The sequence below is a fragment of the Rhodanobacter sp. C01 genome (assembly GCF_002001045.1).
In the GTDB taxonomy this organism is placed as follows: Bacteria; Pseudomonadota; Gammaproteobacteria; order Xanthomonadales; family Rhodanobacteraceae; genus Rhodanobacter.
Genome location: NZ_MUNR01000007.1, coordinates 91,667 through 108,738, shown reverse-complemented (window position 1 = coordinate 108,738; position 17,072 = coordinate 91,667). Strand labels below are relative to the sequence as shown.

Below are 17,072 nucleotides of genomic sequence, written 5' to 3'. Positions count from 1 at the left end.
CCCGCGCCAAGGGCTACTCGATGCGAGTGACCGATTCCTGGCTGCCTGGCTCAAGCGCCGGTGCCGGGCCAGCCACGGCCAGCAGCGACTGTGCGTAGCTATCCTCGATGCTGACAGTGGAAACTTCGTCCCAACTGAAGAACGAGGCTTCGCGCATCCACTCGGCGTCCGGACTGAGTTCCTGCATGTGGAACCCGTCTTCCTCGACGCTGACCAGCCGGCCGATGTAGCAGACCTCGGCTTCGTCCTCGCTGTCCACATGCACACCGATCACGGGTGCCTGCGCACCGGCGGCCTGGATCACTTCGCGGATGTTGTCCAGCGGAAAGCCACGTGGCGGTCGCGGCAGAATGTGTTTCAGCGCGAGTGCCTTCTCGAAGAACACGTGGTGCTTGTCCGGCGACTCCAGCTCGGAGACGTCGCGATGGCGCATCACATACATGCCGTCGTAGGTGATGCCGTCGCCAACCACCCAGAGCAGAAAGAACTCGCGCCCGACGCCGCCTACGTAACCGCAGAAGCTGCCGTGCTCGAGGTCTTCGCGCCACAGCCGCACCAGCGTCTGGGTCTGTTGCGCTTCACGCAGCTGGGCGCGCTGGCCGGTGTTTTTCAGTTCAATGATGTTGCTCACGAGCCTATTTTAACAGATTGGGGTAGTCGGCTTGTTAGAGCTTCATGAGACTAGAGAATGTAGCGGCTGAGATCTTCGTTTTGAACGAGGCTTCCAAGGCTTTTATCCACATGTTCGGCGTCGATCTTGTAGTTTTCGCCGGACTTGTCTGCGGCTTCGTAGGAGATTTTCTCCAGCAGGCGCTCCATCACGGTGTGCAGCCGGCGTGCGCCGATGTTCTCGGTGCGCTCGTTCACCTGGAAGGCCACCTCGGCCAGCCGGTCGATGCCCGAGTCGGTGAACTCGATCGTCACCCCCTCGGTGCCGAGCAGGGCCACGTATTGCTTGGTCAGGGCATTGTGCGGTTCGCGCAGGATGCGCTTGAAGTCGTCCACGCTCAGTGCGGACAGCTCGACGCGGATCGGCAGGCGACCCTGCAGCTCGGGAATCAGGTCCGATGGCTTGGCCAGGGAGAACGCGCCGGAGGCGATGAACAGCATGTGGTCGGTCTTGATCGGACCATATTTGGTGGAGACGGTGGAACCCTCGACCAGTGGCAGCAGGTCGCGTTGCACGCCTTCGCGACTGACCCCGGCATGGCCGTGATCACTGCGCTGGGCGACCTTGTCGATCTCGTCGATGAACACGATGCCGTTCTGTTCGGCCGCCTCCATCGCCTGTGCGCGGATTTCCTCGTCGTTGAGCAGCTTTCCAGCCTCCTCGTCGATCAGCAGCGGCCGCGCCAGCTTGATCGCGAGTTTCCTCTGCTGGGTCTTGGCACCGCCCAGGTTCTGGAACATCTGGCGCAGTTGTGACCCCATTTCCTCCATGCCGGGCGGCGACATGATCTCCACGCCCACGTTCATGGCGAAATCCAGCTCGATCTCGCGTTCGTCCAGCGAGCCCTCGCGCAGCTGCTTGCGCAGCTTCTGGCGGGTGTCGCTGTCAATCGCAGGGGTGGCAGCGTCATGGCTCCAATCGGCCGGCGCCTGCCGACGCGGCAGTAGGGCGTCGAGGATGCGATCCTCGGCGCGGTCTTCCGCCTGTGTGCGTACGCGCTTGATCGCATGTTCGCGGGTCAGCTTGTAGGCCACGTCGGCGAGGTCGCGGATGATCGACTCGACGTCCTTGCCGACGTAACCGACCTCGGTGAACTTGGTCGCTTCGACCTTCACGAATGGCGCATTCGCCAGCGTGGCAAGGCGGCGCGCGATTTCGGTCTTGCCGACGCCGGTGGGACCGATCATGAGGATGTTCTTCGGGGTGATCTCGTTGCGCATCTCGGGCGAGAGCTGCATGCGCCGCCAGCGGCTGCGCAGCGCTACCGCCACGGCGCGCTTGGCGTCATGCTGGCCGATGATGTAGCGGTCGAGTTCATTGACGATTTCGCGGGGAGTCAATTCGGACATGAAGTCACCGGGGATGGGGGCGAACGAAGCGCATTGAGGTGCGCGAAGCGTGTGCGATCGAGCCGTAGCGCGTAGCGCCTAGAGTTCTTCGATCGACACGTTGTGATTGGTGTAGATGCAGATGTCGCCGGCGATCTTCAGCGCCTTTTCGACGATCGTGCGTGCGTCCAGTTCGGTGTTTTCCAGCAAGGCCATCGCCGCGGACTGAGCAAACGGGCCGCCGGAACCGATCGCGATCAGGCCGTGCTCGGGCTCCACCACATCGCCATTGCCGGAGATCAGCAGCGAAGCCTCCTTGTTGGCCACGGCCAGCATGGCTTCGAGGCGCCCGAAGCGGCGGTCGGTGCGCCACTCCTTGGCCATTTCCACCGCGGCGCGGGTGAGGTTGTTGTTGTGCTTTTCGAGCTTCTGCTCGAACAGCTCGAACAGGGTGAATGCATCGGCGGTGGCGCCGGCAAAGCCGGCCACCACGTCACCGGCTTTGCCCAGTCGGCGCACCTTGCGTGCGTTGCCCTTCATCACCGTGTTGCCCAACGTGACCTGGCCGTCGCTGCCGATCACGACGCGGCCTTCGCGGCGTACGCAGACGATGGTGGTGGCGTGGAAAGATTCCATGGTGGTGTCTTGCTCCGGGAAGGAGCTGACTAGATATGGATCGGCCGCGCCGATTGCAAGCGATGCCCTGCCGGCCTCGGCGTTGCAAGGCGTGCAGGAACGGCGCAGCAGCAGTGGCCACCTCGACCGGCGTGCGGTCCGCCAGACACAAGGCCTCATCACGCGGACCGCGCGGGCGATAGCGGGCGTGAACAGTCCCAGCGTGGGTACACCGGTGGCGCAAGCCAGATGCATCACGCCGCAGTCGGCGCTGATGTAGCCGCTGCACTGCGCGAGCAAGGCCGCCATCCGGCGCACGTTGCTGGAATAGAAGGCGGGGCAGCTGCAGTTGCGACTGGCCGTGTGCGGGGAGCATCTCGATGAAGCTCAACCGCGGGTGAGCTGCCTGCAGGGCATCGACCAGGGCCAGCCACCATTCGCCGCAAAGGCGTTTGTTGCCGGTGGCATTGGGGAACAGCGCGATGACCTGGCGATCACCTTCCGGTTCGTGGCCGAGCAGGTCGGTCAGCAAGCGGCAGCCGCAGGCCTGTTCTTCCGGGCGCAGGTGAATGAGCATGGGTGGCCAGGTGTGCTCCTGGTCCATGAAAGGCAGTCCCATCGCGCAACGCAGCGCGTACACACCATCCAGCGAAAAGTGGCTGGGTGCATGGGTCAGCGCGGCTTGCCAGGCTGAGCCGCCATCGCACAGTTCGCGTTTGCTGGAGGGCAGCCCGAGCAGATGACGGGCACCGCTGAGGAAAAGCAACAGCCGACCAGAGCGCGAGCTGCGGGTACTGCCGATGGCCAGGTCGTAACGGTTGCGCCGCAGCCGCAGCAAGGTGCGCACCAGATGCACGGGACGGTGGCCTGGTCGACGGGTCAACTGGCGAACCTGGCGAAATCCGGCGAATACTTCATCGGCGGCTTCGCAGTGGTGATCAAGTCGATCTCGGCACCGGGGTAGCGCTGCTCCAGCTCGATCAGTAGCGGGGTCAGCAACAGCGTGTTGCCAAGCCGATGATTGGGGCGCAGCAGCAGGATGCGGAAAATATCGCGCGGCGGCAGCTCACCAATGCCCAGCGGATGCCGATGTGTCGGCCGCACGTCGTGATCGATCACAGCAGGGACTGTGACGGAAAGTGGTATTTCCGGAAGGGTCACGGGCGCTGGTACTTGGAGGGGTATCGTGCCGCATTGTCGCGGGCGGATTTTTTGCTGGCGGCTTATTGCAGCTTGCCCGAGGCTTGTTCGTTCAGCGGAGGATGGCAGTTTCGTACCTACTTGCGTCGCGCGCGTGGATGTGCGGCGTCGTAGACCTTGGCCAAATGCTGGAAATCCAGGTGCGTGTAGATCTGCGTGGTGGCGATGTCGGCGTGGCCGAGCAGTTCCTGCACGGCGCGCAGGTCGCCGGAGGATTCCAGCATGTGGCTGGCGAAGGTATGTCGCAGCAGGTGCGGATGGATGTGTTTCGGAATGCCTTGCTGCAGCGCGAGGGTTTTCATGCGCAGCTGCACCGTGCGCGGATTGATCGGCGCACCACCGCGGCCGCGGAAGACCGCGCTGTCCACCTGCATGCCCTGCTCCGCACCGAGTGCGCGCAGCGCGGCCACCGCGTGACGACCGACCGGCACGATGCGGGTCTTGCTGCCCTTGCCAAGTACGCGCACTTCGCCGCCATCGAGATCCAGGTCGACCCAGCGCAGCCCGACCAGTTCGGACAGGCGCAGGCCGCTGGAATAGAACAGCTCCAGCATGGCGCGATCGCGCACGGCCAGCTTGCCGCCACTGTCGGTCTCGACCAGCGCGCCCGCTTCGTCCACATCAAGTACCTGCGGCAACTTGCGACGCACTTTCGGGCCGCGCACACCAAGCAGCGGATCACTGGCCAGCTGGCCTTCGCGGGTGAGCTGGCGGAACAGGCTGCGGCAGGACGACAGCAGCCGCTGCAGGCTTTTGGGTGCCAGGCCGCCGCGGTGCTCACCGGCAATGAAGTTGCGCATCCGGTTCGCATCGAGCGCATCGAATGAGGTCAGTTGCTGCGCCTGCATGAAGCGCAGCAGCTTGGCCAGATCACGACGGTACCCGGCCACGGTATGCGGCGAGGCGTGCCGTTCGCCGGTGAGGCGGCTCAGCCAGTGCTCGACCTGACTGTCAGGCGTCATCGCGGCTCAGGAGATGTCCCGCGCACGCGCCAGTGCGGCGGTGATGGTGGCGGAAATCATCTTCAGGAACAGCGTGCCCATGCCCGGCTGGAAGCGGTCCGGGTCGTGGCTGCCGATCGCCAGGATGCCGGAATCGCCCAGCCGCATCATTGCCACCGAGCGGATCTGTCCGGCGCCGGGGCCGAACAACCGGGTCAGCTTTTCACTGGACAGGCGTCCGGAGACCGGCTCGCCATGCTGCAGGAAGTCGGCAAACTCCGGCAGCGCGTCGGCACCCCCGGGGATCTGCTGCAGCCATTCGGCGCGCGGCAGTTGCGGCTCGTCGCCGAACAGCAGCAGGCGCACCTGTTCGGTGTGGAAATCCGCGCTGAGCTTGGCCATCACCGTGCGCGCAGTCACCTCCATCGTGTTAGCGCGCAGCAGGGCGACGGTGAGTGCATGCACGCGCTCCATGAGCTTCTCGTTCTCGGCGGCGATCTCGATCAGTTCGGCCAGCCGGCGTTCCAGCTCGGCGTTCTTGTCGCGCAGGCTCTGCAGCTGGTACACCGCCAGCGAGGACACGGGGCCCTGCTCGCGCGGCATCGTCAGTTTCGCCGCCAGCTCAGGATATTCGCTGAGAAATTCCGGATGACGTTTCAGATAGGCGGCCACCACACGGGCCTGGGTGGCGTCGTCGAGCAGGGTTGCGGTCATGCGCGGGTATCCTCGAACCGTTCCGGGGCACGCGGGAAAGGCGTGCCGTGCCGCTGGAGTGTGCGATGGACGCGGGCGCGCATCAACCCGTGGGTCAGGTCATGGCGGCGGGAACCGGCCATTCGCCCTCGAACGCGAAGGTGGCCGCGCCGGTCATCCACAGCGTGTGACCGGGGCCGGCCCAGTCGATCCGCAGCGTGCCACCGGGCAGCTCGACGGCTACCGAGTCGTCGACCTCGCCGCGCTGGTGCAGTACCGCCATGGCCGCGCAGGCCCCGGTACCGCAGGCCAGGGTCCAGCCGGCGCCGCGTTCGTGCACGCGCAGGCGCAGACGAGTGCGATCGAGTGGCTGGACGAAACCTGCATTGGCGCCCTGAGCGAAGCGTTCGTGCGTGGACAGCAGCGGGCCGGACTGCATCCGCAGCGGCTCGTGGAAATCGTCCAGTACCACGACGGCGTGCGGATTGCCCATCGACACCACGCCGATTTCCAGTGTCTCGTTGCCCACACGGATGTCGTAACGATCCGCTGCCGCTGCGACCTCGAACGGAATCCGCGCCGGCTCGAAGATCGGCTCGCCCATGTCCACGGTGACTTCGTGCGCGCCAAGCAGGCGCACGATCACCGGGTCGGACGGGCTTTCGATCCGGACGTTTTCGCCGATCGCCAGCGCACCGGCGCGATGCAGCCAGGCCGCCACGCAGCGCACGCCGTTGCCGCACTGGCCCGACGGCGAGCCGTCGGCATTCCAGATGCCGTAGTAGAACGCACAGGACGGATCGCGTGCCGGTTCCACACTCAGCAGCTGGTCGAAACCCACGCCCGTATGCCGATCGCCCAAGGCACGGATCTGCACGGCATCCAGCGGGAATTCGTGTTGCCGGCAATCCAGCACGACAAAGTCATTGCCGATGCCGTGCATTTTCGAGAAGCGCAGCTGCATGGCGAGGTTGCGATCAATGCTGCTCGTTGGTCGGGGCTGTACTGCTGGTTGCCGGCACCGGCGCCGGCACCGGCGGTTTCGCCGTGCTCGATGCCGTGGCCGGCTTGGTCGGTGGCAGCACCAGCGGACCCTTCTGGCCACAGCCGGCGAGCAGGGCGACAACAAGACAGAGCAGCAGCAAGGCGGTTCGGTGCATGGCGAAGTTTCCTGTGGACGGACGCAGTATAGCGAGGCCCGCTGAATCAACCGCGCAGCGTGGTCATCGCCGTTATGATGCACGCCAGATCGCACACCGAGGCGACGAGGAACGAGACGATGGACTGGAGCACGTTGCTGCGCATGCCGATGACGGTACTACTGGTGCTGGCGGCCGTTTTCATGCTGATCACGCTGGTCCAGCTGGTCGTTCTGCGCCGGCATCTGCACAACGGCTTCCGGCTGGCGGCCAGCTGGCGTGCGCTGCTGTGCCTGGCTTGCTTCGCGCTCACCGTGCTGCTGGCCGGCACCGGCATTGCACTGCGCGGCTATCGTCTGCTGGGCGACGAAACCCCGGTGGTCGACATCGATGCGCGCATCCTGTCGCCACAGCGCTGGGCACTTACCTTGAGCTGGCCCGATGGCAGTACCCGGCAGGTGCAGTTGGTCGGTGACGACTGGCGTGTCGAGGCGGTGGTGCTGAAGTGGAAACTGCCCGCGCTGCTGGCCGGGTTGCCGCCGCTGTACCGACTCGACCGGCTGTCCGGCCGTTACGACGATCCGGCGCAGGAGGCCAGCGCCCCGCGCAGCGTCATCAGCCTGGTCGATGCCCATGCCTTCGATCTGCTCACACTCGGCAGGCAGTATCCGCAATGGCTGCCCGAAGTGGACACCGTTTACGGCAGCGGCGCGTTTCTGCCGCTGGTCGACCAGGGCCACTACAGCATCAGCCTGATGCGCACCGGCGCGCTGGTGGCGCGACCGGATGACGCCACCGCGCAACGGATCGGTTCCCGCTTCGGCGGTTGAGCAGGTGTGTCGATGACCCGTGGCGATGATGCCCAACTGCAGATGAATCGCAGGAACTTGAGCCATCGTGGCATGGGACCGCACTGCTAGATTGGCGCTGCATTTGCCGGTTGCCCGTTGTGCCGGAGACAAGTCCGCGCAGTACGGGTCCGGCAGATCACGGGGGTGGTTTCAACCAACCGAATTCAATCCAGGAGAGCAGCATGAAGCGCACGCAGTTCATCGTATTGACCGCAGGTCTTGCACTGGCCGCCACCACGGCATTCGCGGCACCGCCCGCGCAGGATGTCAGTGCGCATCGCCATCCGAATATCGCCGCCGCCCAACGGCTGACCGACCAGGCGTTCAAGCGCATCACCGATGCGCAGCAGGCCAACGAATGGGACATGGACGGCCATGCGGCGAAGGCCAAGGACTTGCTCGACCAGGCCAGCCGTGAACTCAAGATGGCCGCCGAGACAGCGAACCGTCACTGATTGCAACCATGCGCTGCCGATTCCGCCCGTCAGGGCGGAATCGGCAGTTTCAGCGAGCCGGGGTGCTGTTGCTGAAACTCGTCCTGGCGGCATCCGCACCGTTCGCTGGAACGGTTGCGTCGTAACCGCCCCCAAGCGCCTGGATCAGTTGCACCGATAGATCCATCTGCTGGCTGTCCAGCGCGGCCATGCGCTGCTGTGCGGCCAGCAGCTGCTGGCGCGCGATCAGCGTTTCGAGCGAGCTGCCCAGACCGCCCTTGTAGAGCTTGATCGTATCGTCCCAGGCCCGCTGCGCGTCCTGTTGCGCGCGTTGTTCGGCGGCGATCTGGCTACGCATCGATTTGAGTGCGGCGTAGTTGTCGGCGACCTCGTTGACCGCGTGCACCAGGGTCGCATTGTATTGCGCCACCAGCCCGTCGTAGCTGGCATCGGCCGCCGCCAGATTGGCGCGACGCCGACCGCCGTCGAAGATCGGCAGGCTCAGTGCAGGGGTGATGCCATAGGTGCGTGCGGGTAGCTGGAACAGACCGCTGCTGTCGCCCACCGCGACGAAGCCGGCCATCGCGCTGATGCTGATGTTCGGCAGGAACTCGGTCTTCGCCGCCTTGATCGTCCTGCCGGCTGCCTCGACGCGCCAGCGCGCGGCGACCAGATCGGCACGACGGCCGATCAGGTTCACCGGCAGGTTGTCCGGCAATGCGAGATCGGCTGGCTTCAACACGCGCGGCCGGGCGATCTGCAAGCCGCGGTCAGGGCCCTGGCCAAGCAGCACCGACAGGCTGCTGCGCACGGCATCGATGGCATGCTCGACCTGGGCCTTCTGCTGTTGCGCGCTGGCCACCGCAAAGTCGGCCTGATGCAGCTGCTGTGGCGTACCCAGGCCGGCGGTCACGTAACGGCGGGCGAGTTCGAGCACCTTGCCGGTGCGCTGCAATTCGGCATCGGCGACATCCTGCTGGGCGAACGCATAGCCGAGCTGGATATACGCGCGCGCCACGTTCACCGAGAGCTGGATGCGTGCCGCATGGGCATCGATCTCGGCGGCACGGCTGCGACCCAGCGCGGCTTCCCAGGCAGCCCGTTTGCCGCCCCACAGATCCAGTCCCCAGGAAAAATCGAGCGTGGCCGATTTGGCCCAGGCGAACGTGCCCAGATCTTCTATCGGATAGGCGAAGTCCTTGCTGGAAAAACGCGCGCCTGGCGCCGCCGCGTCCAGATCCACCTGCGGGCCACGGGCTGCGTTGGCACCCTGCACCTGGGCCTGCGCCAGTCTGGCTGCTGCGTCGGCAGCGGCCAGACCGGGATTGTTCTTCAGCGCCTCATCGATCAGCGCCGACAGTTGCGGATCGCCCAAGCCGACCCACCAGTCCTGCGTCGGCCATGCCGCCGGGGTGAGCTTCACGTCAGCGAGGGTGTGCCCGGTGGCGAGGTGTTGCGGATCGGTCAGCTGGTTGTCGGGATGCAGGCCGCGGCTGGTCGCGCAGCCAGCGAGCGCCAGGGTCAGCGCAGTGGCAAGAGTCAGGAAACGCATGGACATCGGGAAATCTCATGAGGCAGGACGGTTGGAGACGCCGTGTGTGCGGCGTCGCGACGTTCCCTTAATCCCCTCGATCGCAGCGACATGATAAACCCGCACCATGCATTGCGCTGCATCTGGTCAGGGCGATGCCACCAGATGACTCAATCGAGTGACTTTTCGTAGCGCCACGCATGCGTACCGTCCTGGTAGTAATGCGGGTAATGACCGATATGCCGGTAGCCGTGGCGTTCGTACAGGCGCACCGCACCGGCGTTGTCGTCGCGCACCTCCAGCCGCACGGCATGGCAGCGCCGCTGGCGTGCCGCCATCTCGACAGCCTCGAGCAGGGCGGCACCGACACCCTTGCCGCGTGCCTCGGGCTTGCTGGCGATCGAATACAGTCGCGCCACGCGGCTGCCCTTGCGGAAAAACACCACCGCAGTACCGAGGAAGTTGCGGTGATTGGCGCTGGCCACCAGCACCAGCGCGGAGTCGCTGTCCAGATGGCGGCGATATTGTGCGCGGCTCAATCGGTCGGTGTCGAAGCTGCTGTCCTCCAGCGTCACCAGATCATCCAGGTCGGACAATTCGGCGCGGCGTACGCGCACGCTGGCGCTGGCAGGCAATGGATGCATGCTTTCGGGTTCCTTCCGGCGAGGGTGGTGCAGCAGGTGGGTGGGGGTGATCGGCACGCGCGGACTCTAGCAGCCGACGCCATGCGATACCCGTGTTTTGTGGCATCGTCGGATCATGGCCGATGCTGTTTATTCAGGCTTCAGCGCTTTGCCCTTGTGCAGGACATCCCCTGTGCCAAACTGCGCGCCTTGTGTGTCCCATCGCGCCACGCGCAGGGGCATCCCGCCATAGCTGGATCACCTGAGTGGTGCCATGACCCGTCTGGTCATCGTTGTCGAAAAAGCCTCCGACTGGAGTTCGTACTACCCCTCCGTCGACGTCATGAGCGCGATGGACTACCTGCGCGAGCCGGTCGGTGGCGACGACGAACGCACCCACGTGATCAACCTGTGCCGCAGCTACAAATACCTGGGCACTGGCTATTACGTGTCGCTGCTGGCCGAGGCGCGTGGGCACAAGGTGATGCCGTCGGTGCGCACGGTGAACGACCTGCGCCGGCGTTCGCTGTACGGCGTGGACATCAACGACCTCAACCAGAAGCTGACCCATTTCCTGCCGGCCGGCGGCCGCGACACCACGGACTTCGGCATCCTGGTCTACTTCGGCGAGACCGCCTATCCGGCGCTGCAGGATCTGTCGCGGCAGGTGTTCGAGTCGTTCCCCTGCCCGCTGCTGCGCATCGAGTTCGAGCGCGATCGCGTGTGGCAGGTCAGCTCGATCAAGCCGGTCGGTCTGCAGACGCTGGACGATGCGCAGGAAGACGCGTTCGCCGAGGAACTCGACCGCTTCTCCAAGAAGCTGTGGCGCAAGCCGCGCGCGCGCAAGCTGTATCGCTACGACATCGCGATGCTGGTCGATCCGGCCGAGCAGATGCCGCCGTCGAACAAGAAGGCGCTGAAGGCCTTCATCGCCGCCGGCAAGCAGCTCGGTATCGAGGTCGATCCGATCGGCAAGAACGACTACCAGCGTCTCGCGGAATACGACGGCCTGTTCATCCGCGAAACCACCGCCAGCGACAACCACACCTACCGCTTCGCCCATCGTGCAGAGAAGGAAGGCATGGTGGTGATCGACGATCCCACTTCGATCCTGCGCTGCACGAACAAGATCTTCCTCAACGACCTGATGGTGTCGCGCAAGCTCGCCGTGCCGCGCACCGAGATCCTCTACCGCGACGACAGCAAGGGCATGAAGGAAGTCGTCGCCAAGCTCGGCTTCCCGCTGGTGCTGAAGATTCCCGACGGTTCGTTCTCGCGCGGCGTGGTCAAGGTGGAAAGCGAGCAGGCGCTTGAGAAGGCCGCCGGCGAACTGTTCCAGCACAGTGCCTTGCTGCTGGCGCAGGAATACGTCTATACCGAGTTCGACTGGCGCGTGGGCGTGCTCAACCGCGAGCCGTTGTACGCGTGCAAGTACTACATGTCGCGCGGTCACTGGCAGATCTACAACCACGGCGCCAAGGGCACCGCGAAGTCCGGCGGCTTCGAGACGATCGCGGTGAGCGAGGCGCCGGCCGAGGTGATCAAGCTGGCGTTGAAGGCGACCCAGCCGATCGGCGACGGACTCTACGGCGTCGACCTCAAGCAGGTCGGCAACAAGCCGGTGGTGATCGAGGTCAACGACAATCCGTCGATCGATGCCGGAGTCGAGGACGCCCATCTGGGCGACGGGCTGTATCTGCAGATCATGCAGGAATTCCTGCGCCGGATGGAGCGCAAGCGGCAAGGCATCACCGGCTGAGTCGGGACCGCGGCTGCTACGCCCTGCCGAGGTTCGCGAGCAGCACAAACTCAATGCCAGGCTGCGCCATGCAGTGTATGGCGGCGTACCCGGTACAGCGCCAGCAGCTGGCGCGGCAGCGTCGGTTCCAGCACCAGCAACACGACTAGCGGGGCGCCGAGCAACCAGAACGTCGGCGTCCAGCCGAGCAGGGCGGTGTGCAGCGGAACCAGGGTAGTCAGCAGCAGGGCGCTGCCGCCGAGCAGCCACAGCAACGCGATGGCGGGAAGGTGCGAGTGACGTGCGACGTGACGTGTCTGCGGGCGCATCGGGATGTTCCGTTCGGCGAAGGACGACTGGATCGTGCGGCGCGACCATCTCACCGGCTGCGACCCGCGCGGCAGGCGAAGGTCGCGGGAGTCGCGGCTTGTAGAATGCATGCCAGCACGCCGTCGCGGCACCAGCCATCACCCGGGAAACTCCATGGATCCAGCTCAGTTCGCCGTCTTCGGTCATCCGATCAGCCACAGCCTGTCGCCGCAGATCCACCAGGCGTTCGCGCAACAGTTCGGCATCGCGCTGGAATACCGCACGATTGACGCGGCACCGGCCGACTTCGCTGCCGCCGTACGCCACTTTTTCACCACGGGTGGTCGCGGCGCGAATGTCACGCTGCCGCACAAGGCAGCGGCCTTCGCGCTGGCCGAGCAGCGCAGCGATGCAGCCGCACGTGCCGGTAGCGCGAATGTGCTGACCCGATTGGCGGACAGCAGATTGGCCGCGCACAACACCGATGGCGATGGCATGGTGCGCGACATCACCGAACGACATGGTGTCGATCTGCGCGGCCACACTGCCTTGTTGCTCGGTGCCGGCGGTGCCGCGCACGGCGTGGCGTGGAACCTGCTGGATGCCGGCGTGCACACGCTGACCATCGTCAACCGCTCGCCCGAGGCGGCCGATGCACTTGCCGATGCGATCGGCGAGCCGGCGCGTGCACACACACGTTACTGGGAGGATCTGGCCGATATCGGCAGTTACGATCTGATCGTCCAAGCTACCTCGGCCGGAGTGCTGGGCGCCTCGTTGCAGCTGCCATTCTCGCTGGTCGGCGCCCGTGCACTCTGCTACGACCTGTCGTATGGCATCGCGGCCAGCGGATTCCTGAGCTGGGCAAAGACCGCCGGCGCACGCTACGCGTTCGATGGCCTCGGCATGCTGGTGGAAACCGCCGCCGATGCGTTCGAGCTCTGGCACGGCCAGCGACCGGAGACCGAACCGGTATACCAGCTGCTGCGCCAGCAGACCGCATGAGCACACTGGCCTGCCGGGCCGGCTGCGGCGCCTGCTGCATCGCGCCGTCGATCAGTTCACCGATCCCCGGCATGCCGCACGGCAAGCCGGCCGGTGTCCGTTGCGTGCAACTCACCGACGACAACCGTTGCGCGATCTTCGGCGATCCGCGACGCCCCGCCGTATGCAGCGGGCTGAAGCCGGAGCTGGCGATGTGCGGGATGGATCGCCAGCATGCGCTGACCTACCTTGATGCGCTGGAAATGGCCACGCGCTAGGCGAATCAACCGGCTGCTGTCGCAGCGCGATTGGCGAGCAGCCACTTACCGAGACGGGCTTTCGCCGAGCGCAATTTGTGCATTTGTTCGTCGATCGCTTGCATCTGCGTTTCCAATACCGCGCGCAGTTCCTGACAACCAGGTTGCGGCGCGATGAGATATGGAATCGCGCGGCGAATCATTCGCAGCGGCAGACCCACAGACTGTCCTAGCCGAATGAAGCGAATTTCCTCCAGTACCCGTTCCGGGTAGTCGCGATAGCCATTGGCTGAGCGTGCTGGCGGCGTTATCACACCTTCTCGTTCGTAATACCGCAGCGTGTCACGTGTGATGCCCGCGCGCCGGATCAATGCTCCCGTTCTCATCGTTGCCCCTCCATCGCCGCAAACCGCTTGACCTGGGGCTTGAGCCCCGACTTTAGACTGCCTGAAATAATCCAACGGACGCAGGAATATGCGCGAACTGGCGTTTATCAAGACCCGACGCGTGGCGTGGCGCTCGGCGGCGCCGCCAATCCTGGGCGGCCCGGGTGAGGCGCTGGTGCGGCCAGTGATCGCCGCGCGTTGCGATGGCGACAGTCTGCCGATCTTCAACCATGTGACTACCGCCCTGCGTGCCGGCATCGCCTTGCATTACTTCGATCCATTGGTACCCGAACTGCTGGGTCCGTATCCCTATGGCAAACCGTTTGCGATCGGCCACGAATGCATTGCCGAAGTGCTTGAATGCGGCGAGGACGTAAAACACATCCAGAAGGGCCGGCTGGTCATCGTGCCCTGGTCGATATCGTGCGGCAGTTGTCCAACCTGCCATGTCGGGCATACCTCCCATTGCATGCAGGCTGGCAGCACACTGCTTTCTGGGTATGGATTCGGCGCATCGATGGGTCCCTAGGGAGGGACCGTCTGCGATCTGCTTCGCGTGCCATTCGCCGACGCCATGCTGGTTCCGGTACCCGACGACATCGATCCACTCAAACTGGCCAGCGCCAGTGACAACATGCCTGATGCGTGGCGCAGTGTCGGCCCGGCACTCGCCCAGCGACCAGGCGCGCCAGTGCTGGTGGTTGGAGGCGGAGCGCGCAGCATCGGGCTTTATGCCGCCGGCATGGCGGTTGCGCTTGGCGCATCGCGGGTGGATTACGTCGATTACGATCCCGAGCGGCTGCGCATCGCTGAAGCACTCGGAGCGAGCGCTATGGAAATCAAGCGTGGAGCCTCCTGGTTCGTTCGCAACGCACCGCGCGTGAACGGGCCCTATCTTGTTTCCGTGGATGCCAGCTCCACCGCCGCCGGGTTGCGCTATGCGCTGCGCTCGCTGGCACCGGGTGGGAGCTGTACAGCGGTAGGCTTCTATTTCGCCAAACGAACCAGTCTGCCCTTGATGCAAATGTATGCCAACAGCACAACGATGCACGTGGGTATATCGCACCCTCGGCGCGACCTGCCGGATGTCATCGAACTGGTGCGGCAGGGCATATTCGATCCACTTAAAGTCGCGACGCTGGTAGCTGATTGGAACGATGCGCCGGATGCCTTCACAACCCGCACAACGAAGGTGATCGTTGCTCGTGAACCTTATGGACGTCTTGGCGGCAACTGATTTTGGTGACGCAAGAGGCCTGCAGCGATAGGGTTTGATACATTCCCATAGCAAGCCGGCAGGTATTCGTTGCGTGCAGCTCACCGACGACAACCTTTGCACGATCTTCGGCGATCCGCGATGCCTGGCAGTATGTGCGAGTCTGCAAGCCGAACCGGTGATGTGCAGTAGTGATCGTGCGCACGCGCTGGCATGGCTCATGTTGCTTGAGGTCGCAACTTCCTGCGCTTGAGCCATCGTTGCCGGCGAGGATAAAAATGCCGACGGCAACGCCATTTTCGCGTGGCTTCGCTGTGCTAGCGTAAGTGGACAGGGGGCATCATCACGTGGGGATACACGCATGTTGCCGAAGGGGCTCTTCCGTCGTCGTCTGGCAGCCGCCGGACTGTCTTGCATGTTTGCCTGTAGCGCGTTTGGTGCCATTGCCGCCAGCAGTCCGATAGGTTCGACCAACGTCACGGTGGCCGATCCTGCCGTGCCGCGGCCCTCAGGCACACCCTGTGTGGTTCAGCTGTTCAGCAACGTGACCTTTACCGATTTCAATACCCGTCCCTATACCTACACGCCGCCTGCCGGCTGCGGCACGCGCTGGGCCAAGGTGGTGCTGGAGGCGGACTTCTCGGTCACCGCCGGGCGCCAGTACGACCGCACCGCCACGCTGTGGCTTGGTGGCGTGAACCTGTATTTCGGCACGACCCAGGAACCTTCGTCCGCAGTTGCGCCAAGCTGGCATGTGGAACGCGATCTCACCGACTACAGCGCCTTGCTGCGGCAAGCTGGCAACGGTCAGGCGATCATCGGCAACGTGGTCAACAGCACCTATACCGGGGTGATCGCCGGCAGCGCACGGCTGTTGTTCTACCCGGTTTCAGCACGCACGCCGGCGGCCGTCGCGCCCGATGTGGTGTATCCGCTGGGCAGCGATCCGGTGGGCAGCACCACCGAGCTGGATAATTCCAGTAGCCAGCTGACAAAGGCATTCAGTCTGCCGCGCAATGTCGAGCGTGCCTATCTCGACGTATTCGTGCAGAGCCAGAATGCCGACGAGTTCTGGTACACCTGCGTGCCCGACCAGTACGCCGCCGAGGTGCAGGAATGCGGTGGCGGCAATTTCCGCGAGGCCGAGATCAGCATCGACGGGCAGCCTGCCGGCGTGGCACCGGTGTATCCATGGATCTACACCGGCGGCATCGATCCCTACCTGTGGCGCCCCACACCCGGCGTGCAGACGCTGAATTTCATGCCGTACAGGGTCGACCTCACGCCGTTCGCCGGCGTGCTCAGCAACGGCGTACCGCATCAGGTTGCGTTGAGCGTGGCCGGTGCCAGCAATTATTTCTCCGCCACCGCCACCCTGCTGGTGTATCTGGATGCGCATGCCAGGCAGGTCAGCGGGCAGATCGAACGCAATACCCTGGTTGGCCAGCCGCCGACCCCGACGATCGGCGACACCCTGAGCACGGATGCCGCCGGCGACATCACGGGCGACATCAACACCAACCTGAGCCGGCATTTCATCATCCAGGGCTATGCCGACACCTCGCATGGCCGCGTGCATACCAAGGTGGAGCAGACGGTAGGTTTTGCGGACACCCAGGGCTTCACCATCAACGCCACCACGTATCGTCAGGTAACCGACCAGCTGACTTCGGCCGACAGCGTCAGCCAAAGCAGCGTCGGTGGTTTCGTCACTGGCGAATACCGCGAGAGTGTCCGCTATCCGCTGCATCTGGACATCAACGAGCAGTTCGCTGCCGACGGCAGTTTCACGCTTGCCACGGTGGCGCACCAGGATTATGCGAAGCGCAGCGAGTATCAGCTGTTCGGCATCAGCCTGTATTCGGCCAAGGTGAACAACACGGTGGACAGCGCCGATACGCTGGACTTCGACGCCAGCGAAAACGTGACCGGCCACACCGGCCAGCAAAGCACGCAGACCTTCGCTTTCCACGATTCGCTGGGCGGCTGCTATCGCAGTGATGTGGGGGCGACTAGCGGGGTCGTAACCAGTTACGACAGCGGCAAGGGCTGCCCGGACCAGCAGAACCGCGTGTACTGGTTCAGCCATCCGGATGGTTCGCCGGATACCGGCAACGCCATGCTGGGCTGGTGACGGTTGCCTAGTGAGGATCACGC

20 protein-coding genes and 1 pseudogene are annotated in these 17,072 nt (G+C 64.5%); 8 read left to right on the top strand and 13 right to left on the bottom strand.

All coding sequences use genetic code 11. The features are described from left to right. Positions 1-13 precede the first annotated feature (13 nt). The 9 genes and pseudogenes from B0E50_RS04520 to B0E50_RS04485 form a co-directional block, all read right to left on the bottom strand. Entirely contained in the window at positions 14-631 is a 618-nt protein-coding gene (locus B0E50_RS04520; RefSeq protein WP_077439992.1) for a hypothetical protein, read from the bottom strand. 50 nt (positions 632-681) lie between these two features. Beyond that, positions 682-2,019: an ATP-dependent protease ATPase subunit HslU gene (gene hslU / locus B0E50_RS04515; RefSeq protein WP_077439991.1), complete on the bottom strand. Its 1,338-nt coding sequence runs from the start codon at positions 2,017-2,019 to the stop codon at positions 682-684. 78 nt (positions 2,020-2,097) lie between these two features. Continuing rightward, entirely contained in the window at positions 2,098-2,634 is a 537-nt protein-coding gene (gene hslV, locus B0E50_RS04510; protein ID WP_077439990.1) for an ATP-dependent protease subunit HslV, read from the bottom strand. Between the two features lie 234 nt (positions 2,635-2,868). Next, positions 2,869-2,922: pseudogene (locus tag B0E50_RS18355) on the bottom strand (hypothetical protein); the annotation flags it as partial. Positions 2,923-3,492: 570 nt separating this feature from the next. Then, positions 3,493-3,717 carry a hypothetical protein gene (locus B0E50_RS18350; protein WP_254427179.1) on the bottom strand — a complete coding sequence of 75 codons (225 nt, stop codon included), beginning with the start codon at positions 3,715-3,717 and terminating at the stop codon, positions 3,493-3,495. Positions 3,718-3,890: 173 nt separating this feature from the next. Beyond that, on the bottom strand, positions 3,891-4,775 hold the full coding sequence (xerC, locus tag B0E50_RS04500) for a tyrosine recombinase XerC (protein ID WP_077439989.1): 885 nt from the start codon (positions 4,773-4,775) through the stop codon (positions 3,891-3,893). A 6-nt stretch (positions 4,776-4,781) separates the two neighbouring features. After that, entirely contained in the window at positions 4,782-5,468 is a 687-nt protein-coding gene (locus B0E50_RS04495; RefSeq protein ID WP_077439988.1) for a DUF484 family protein, read from the bottom strand. Positions 5,469-5,562: 94 nt separating this feature from the next. Next, entirely contained in the window at positions 5,563-6,411 is an 849-nt protein-coding gene (gene dapF / locus B0E50_RS04490; protein ID WP_077439987.1) for a diaminopimelate epimerase, read from the bottom strand. Positions 6,412-6,424: 13 nt separating this feature from the next. Next, positions 6,425-6,607, bottom strand: a complete 183-nt coding sequence (locus B0E50_RS04485) for a lipoprotein (protein ID WP_077439986.1) — start codon at positions 6,605-6,607, stop codon at positions 6,425-6,427. Positions 6,608-6,726: 119 nt separating this feature from the next. Here B0E50_RS04485 and B0E50_RS04480 point away from each other — a divergent pair, with 119 nt between their 5' ends. After that, the gene (locus tag B0E50_RS04480; protein ID WP_077439985.1) at positions 6,727-7,416 is read left to right on the top strand and encodes a hypothetical protein; all 690 of its coding nucleotides are present in this window, start codon (positions 6,727-6,729) and stop codon (positions 7,414-7,416) included. Between the two features lie 203 nt (positions 7,417-7,619). Beyond that, positions 7,620-7,892, top strand: a complete 273-nt coding sequence (locus tag B0E50_RS04475; protein ID WP_077439984.1) for a hypothetical protein — start codon at positions 7,620-7,622, stop codon at positions 7,890-7,892. Between the two features lie 49 nt (positions 7,893-7,941). On the opposite strand, the gene B0E50_RS04470 is transcribed toward B0E50_RS04475, so the two are convergent. Both B0E50_RS04470 and B0E50_RS04465 read right to left on the bottom strand, forming a co-directional pair. Further along, a complete protein-coding gene (locus B0E50_RS04470; RefSeq protein ID WP_077439983.1) occupies positions 7,942-9,429 on the bottom strand; it encodes an efflux transporter outer membrane subunit in 1,488 nt (495 codons plus the stop codon). Positions 9,430-9,572: 143 nt separating this feature from the next. Next, positions 9,573-10,046 carry a GNAT family N-acetyltransferase gene (locus tag B0E50_RS04465; RefSeq protein ID WP_077440018.1) on the bottom strand — a complete coding sequence of 158 codons (474 nt, stop codon included), beginning with the start codon at positions 10,044-10,046 and terminating at the stop codon, positions 9,573-9,575. 253 nt (positions 10,047-10,299) lie between these two features. Between B0E50_RS04465 and B0E50_RS04460 the strand changes: the two genes are divergently transcribed. Further along, positions 10,300-11,784, top strand: a complete 1,485-nt coding sequence (locus tag B0E50_RS04460) for a RimK family protein (RefSeq protein WP_077439982.1) — start codon at positions 10,300-10,302, stop codon at positions 11,782-11,784. Positions 11,785-11,834: 50 nt separating this feature from the next. On the opposite strand, the gene B0E50_RS04455 is transcribed toward B0E50_RS04460, so the two are convergent. After that, positions 11,835-12,092, bottom strand: coding sequence for a hypothetical protein (locus B0E50_RS04455; protein ID WP_077439981.1), 258 nt, complete (start codon positions 12,090-12,092; stop codon positions 11,835-11,837). Positions 12,093-12,246: 154 nt separating this feature from the next. Here B0E50_RS04455 and aroE point away from each other — a divergent pair, with 154 nt between their 5' ends. Both aroE and B0E50_RS04445 read left to right on the top strand, forming a co-directional pair. Further along, positions 12,247-13,077, top strand: a complete 831-nt coding sequence (aroE, locus tag B0E50_RS04450; RefSeq protein ID WP_077439980.1) for a shikimate dehydrogenase — start codon at positions 12,247-12,249, stop codon at positions 13,075-13,077. After that, the gene (locus B0E50_RS04445) at positions 13,074-13,334 is read left to right on the top strand and encodes a YkgJ family cysteine cluster protein (protein ID WP_077439979.1); all 261 of its coding nucleotides are present in this window, start codon (positions 13,074-13,076) and stop codon (positions 13,332-13,334) included. The genes aroE and B0E50_RS04445 overlap by 4 nt, the downstream gene beginning before the upstream one ends. 5 nt (positions 13,335-13,339) lie before the next feature. On the opposite strand, the gene B0E50_RS04440 is transcribed toward B0E50_RS04445, so the two are convergent. Then, a complete protein-coding gene (locus B0E50_RS04440; protein ID WP_077439978.1) occupies positions 13,340-13,699 on the bottom strand; it encodes a MerR family transcriptional regulator in 360 nt (119 codons plus the stop codon). A gap of 88 nt (positions 13,700-13,787) precedes the next feature. Between B0E50_RS04440 and B0E50_RS18250 the strand changes: the two genes are divergently transcribed. The 3 genes from B0E50_RS18250 to B0E50_RS04425 all read left to right on the top strand — a co-directional run bounded on the left by B0E50_RS18250 (position 13,788) and on the right by B0E50_RS04425 (position 17,049). Then, a complete protein-coding gene (locus tag B0E50_RS18250) occupies positions 13,788-14,228 on the top strand; it encodes an alcohol dehydrogenase catalytic domain-containing protein (RefSeq protein ID WP_217343202.1) in 441 nt (146 codons plus the stop codon). Between the two features lie 27 nt (positions 14,229-14,255). Continuing rightward, positions 14,256-14,936 (top strand): zinc-binding dehydrogenase, encoded by a 681-nt coding sequence (locus tag B0E50_RS18245; RefSeq protein ID WP_217343201.1) that lies wholly within the window; start codon positions 14,256-14,258, stop codon positions 14,934-14,936. Positions 14,937-15,330: 394 nt separating this feature from the next. Further along, positions 15,331-17,049 carry a peptide-N4-asparagine amidase gene (locus B0E50_RS04425; RefSeq protein WP_254427178.1) on the top strand — a complete coding sequence of 573 codons (1,719 nt, stop codon included), beginning with the start codon at positions 15,331-15,333 and terminating at the stop codon, positions 17,047-17,049. The last annotated feature ends 23 nt before the right edge of the window (positions 17,050-17,072 follow it).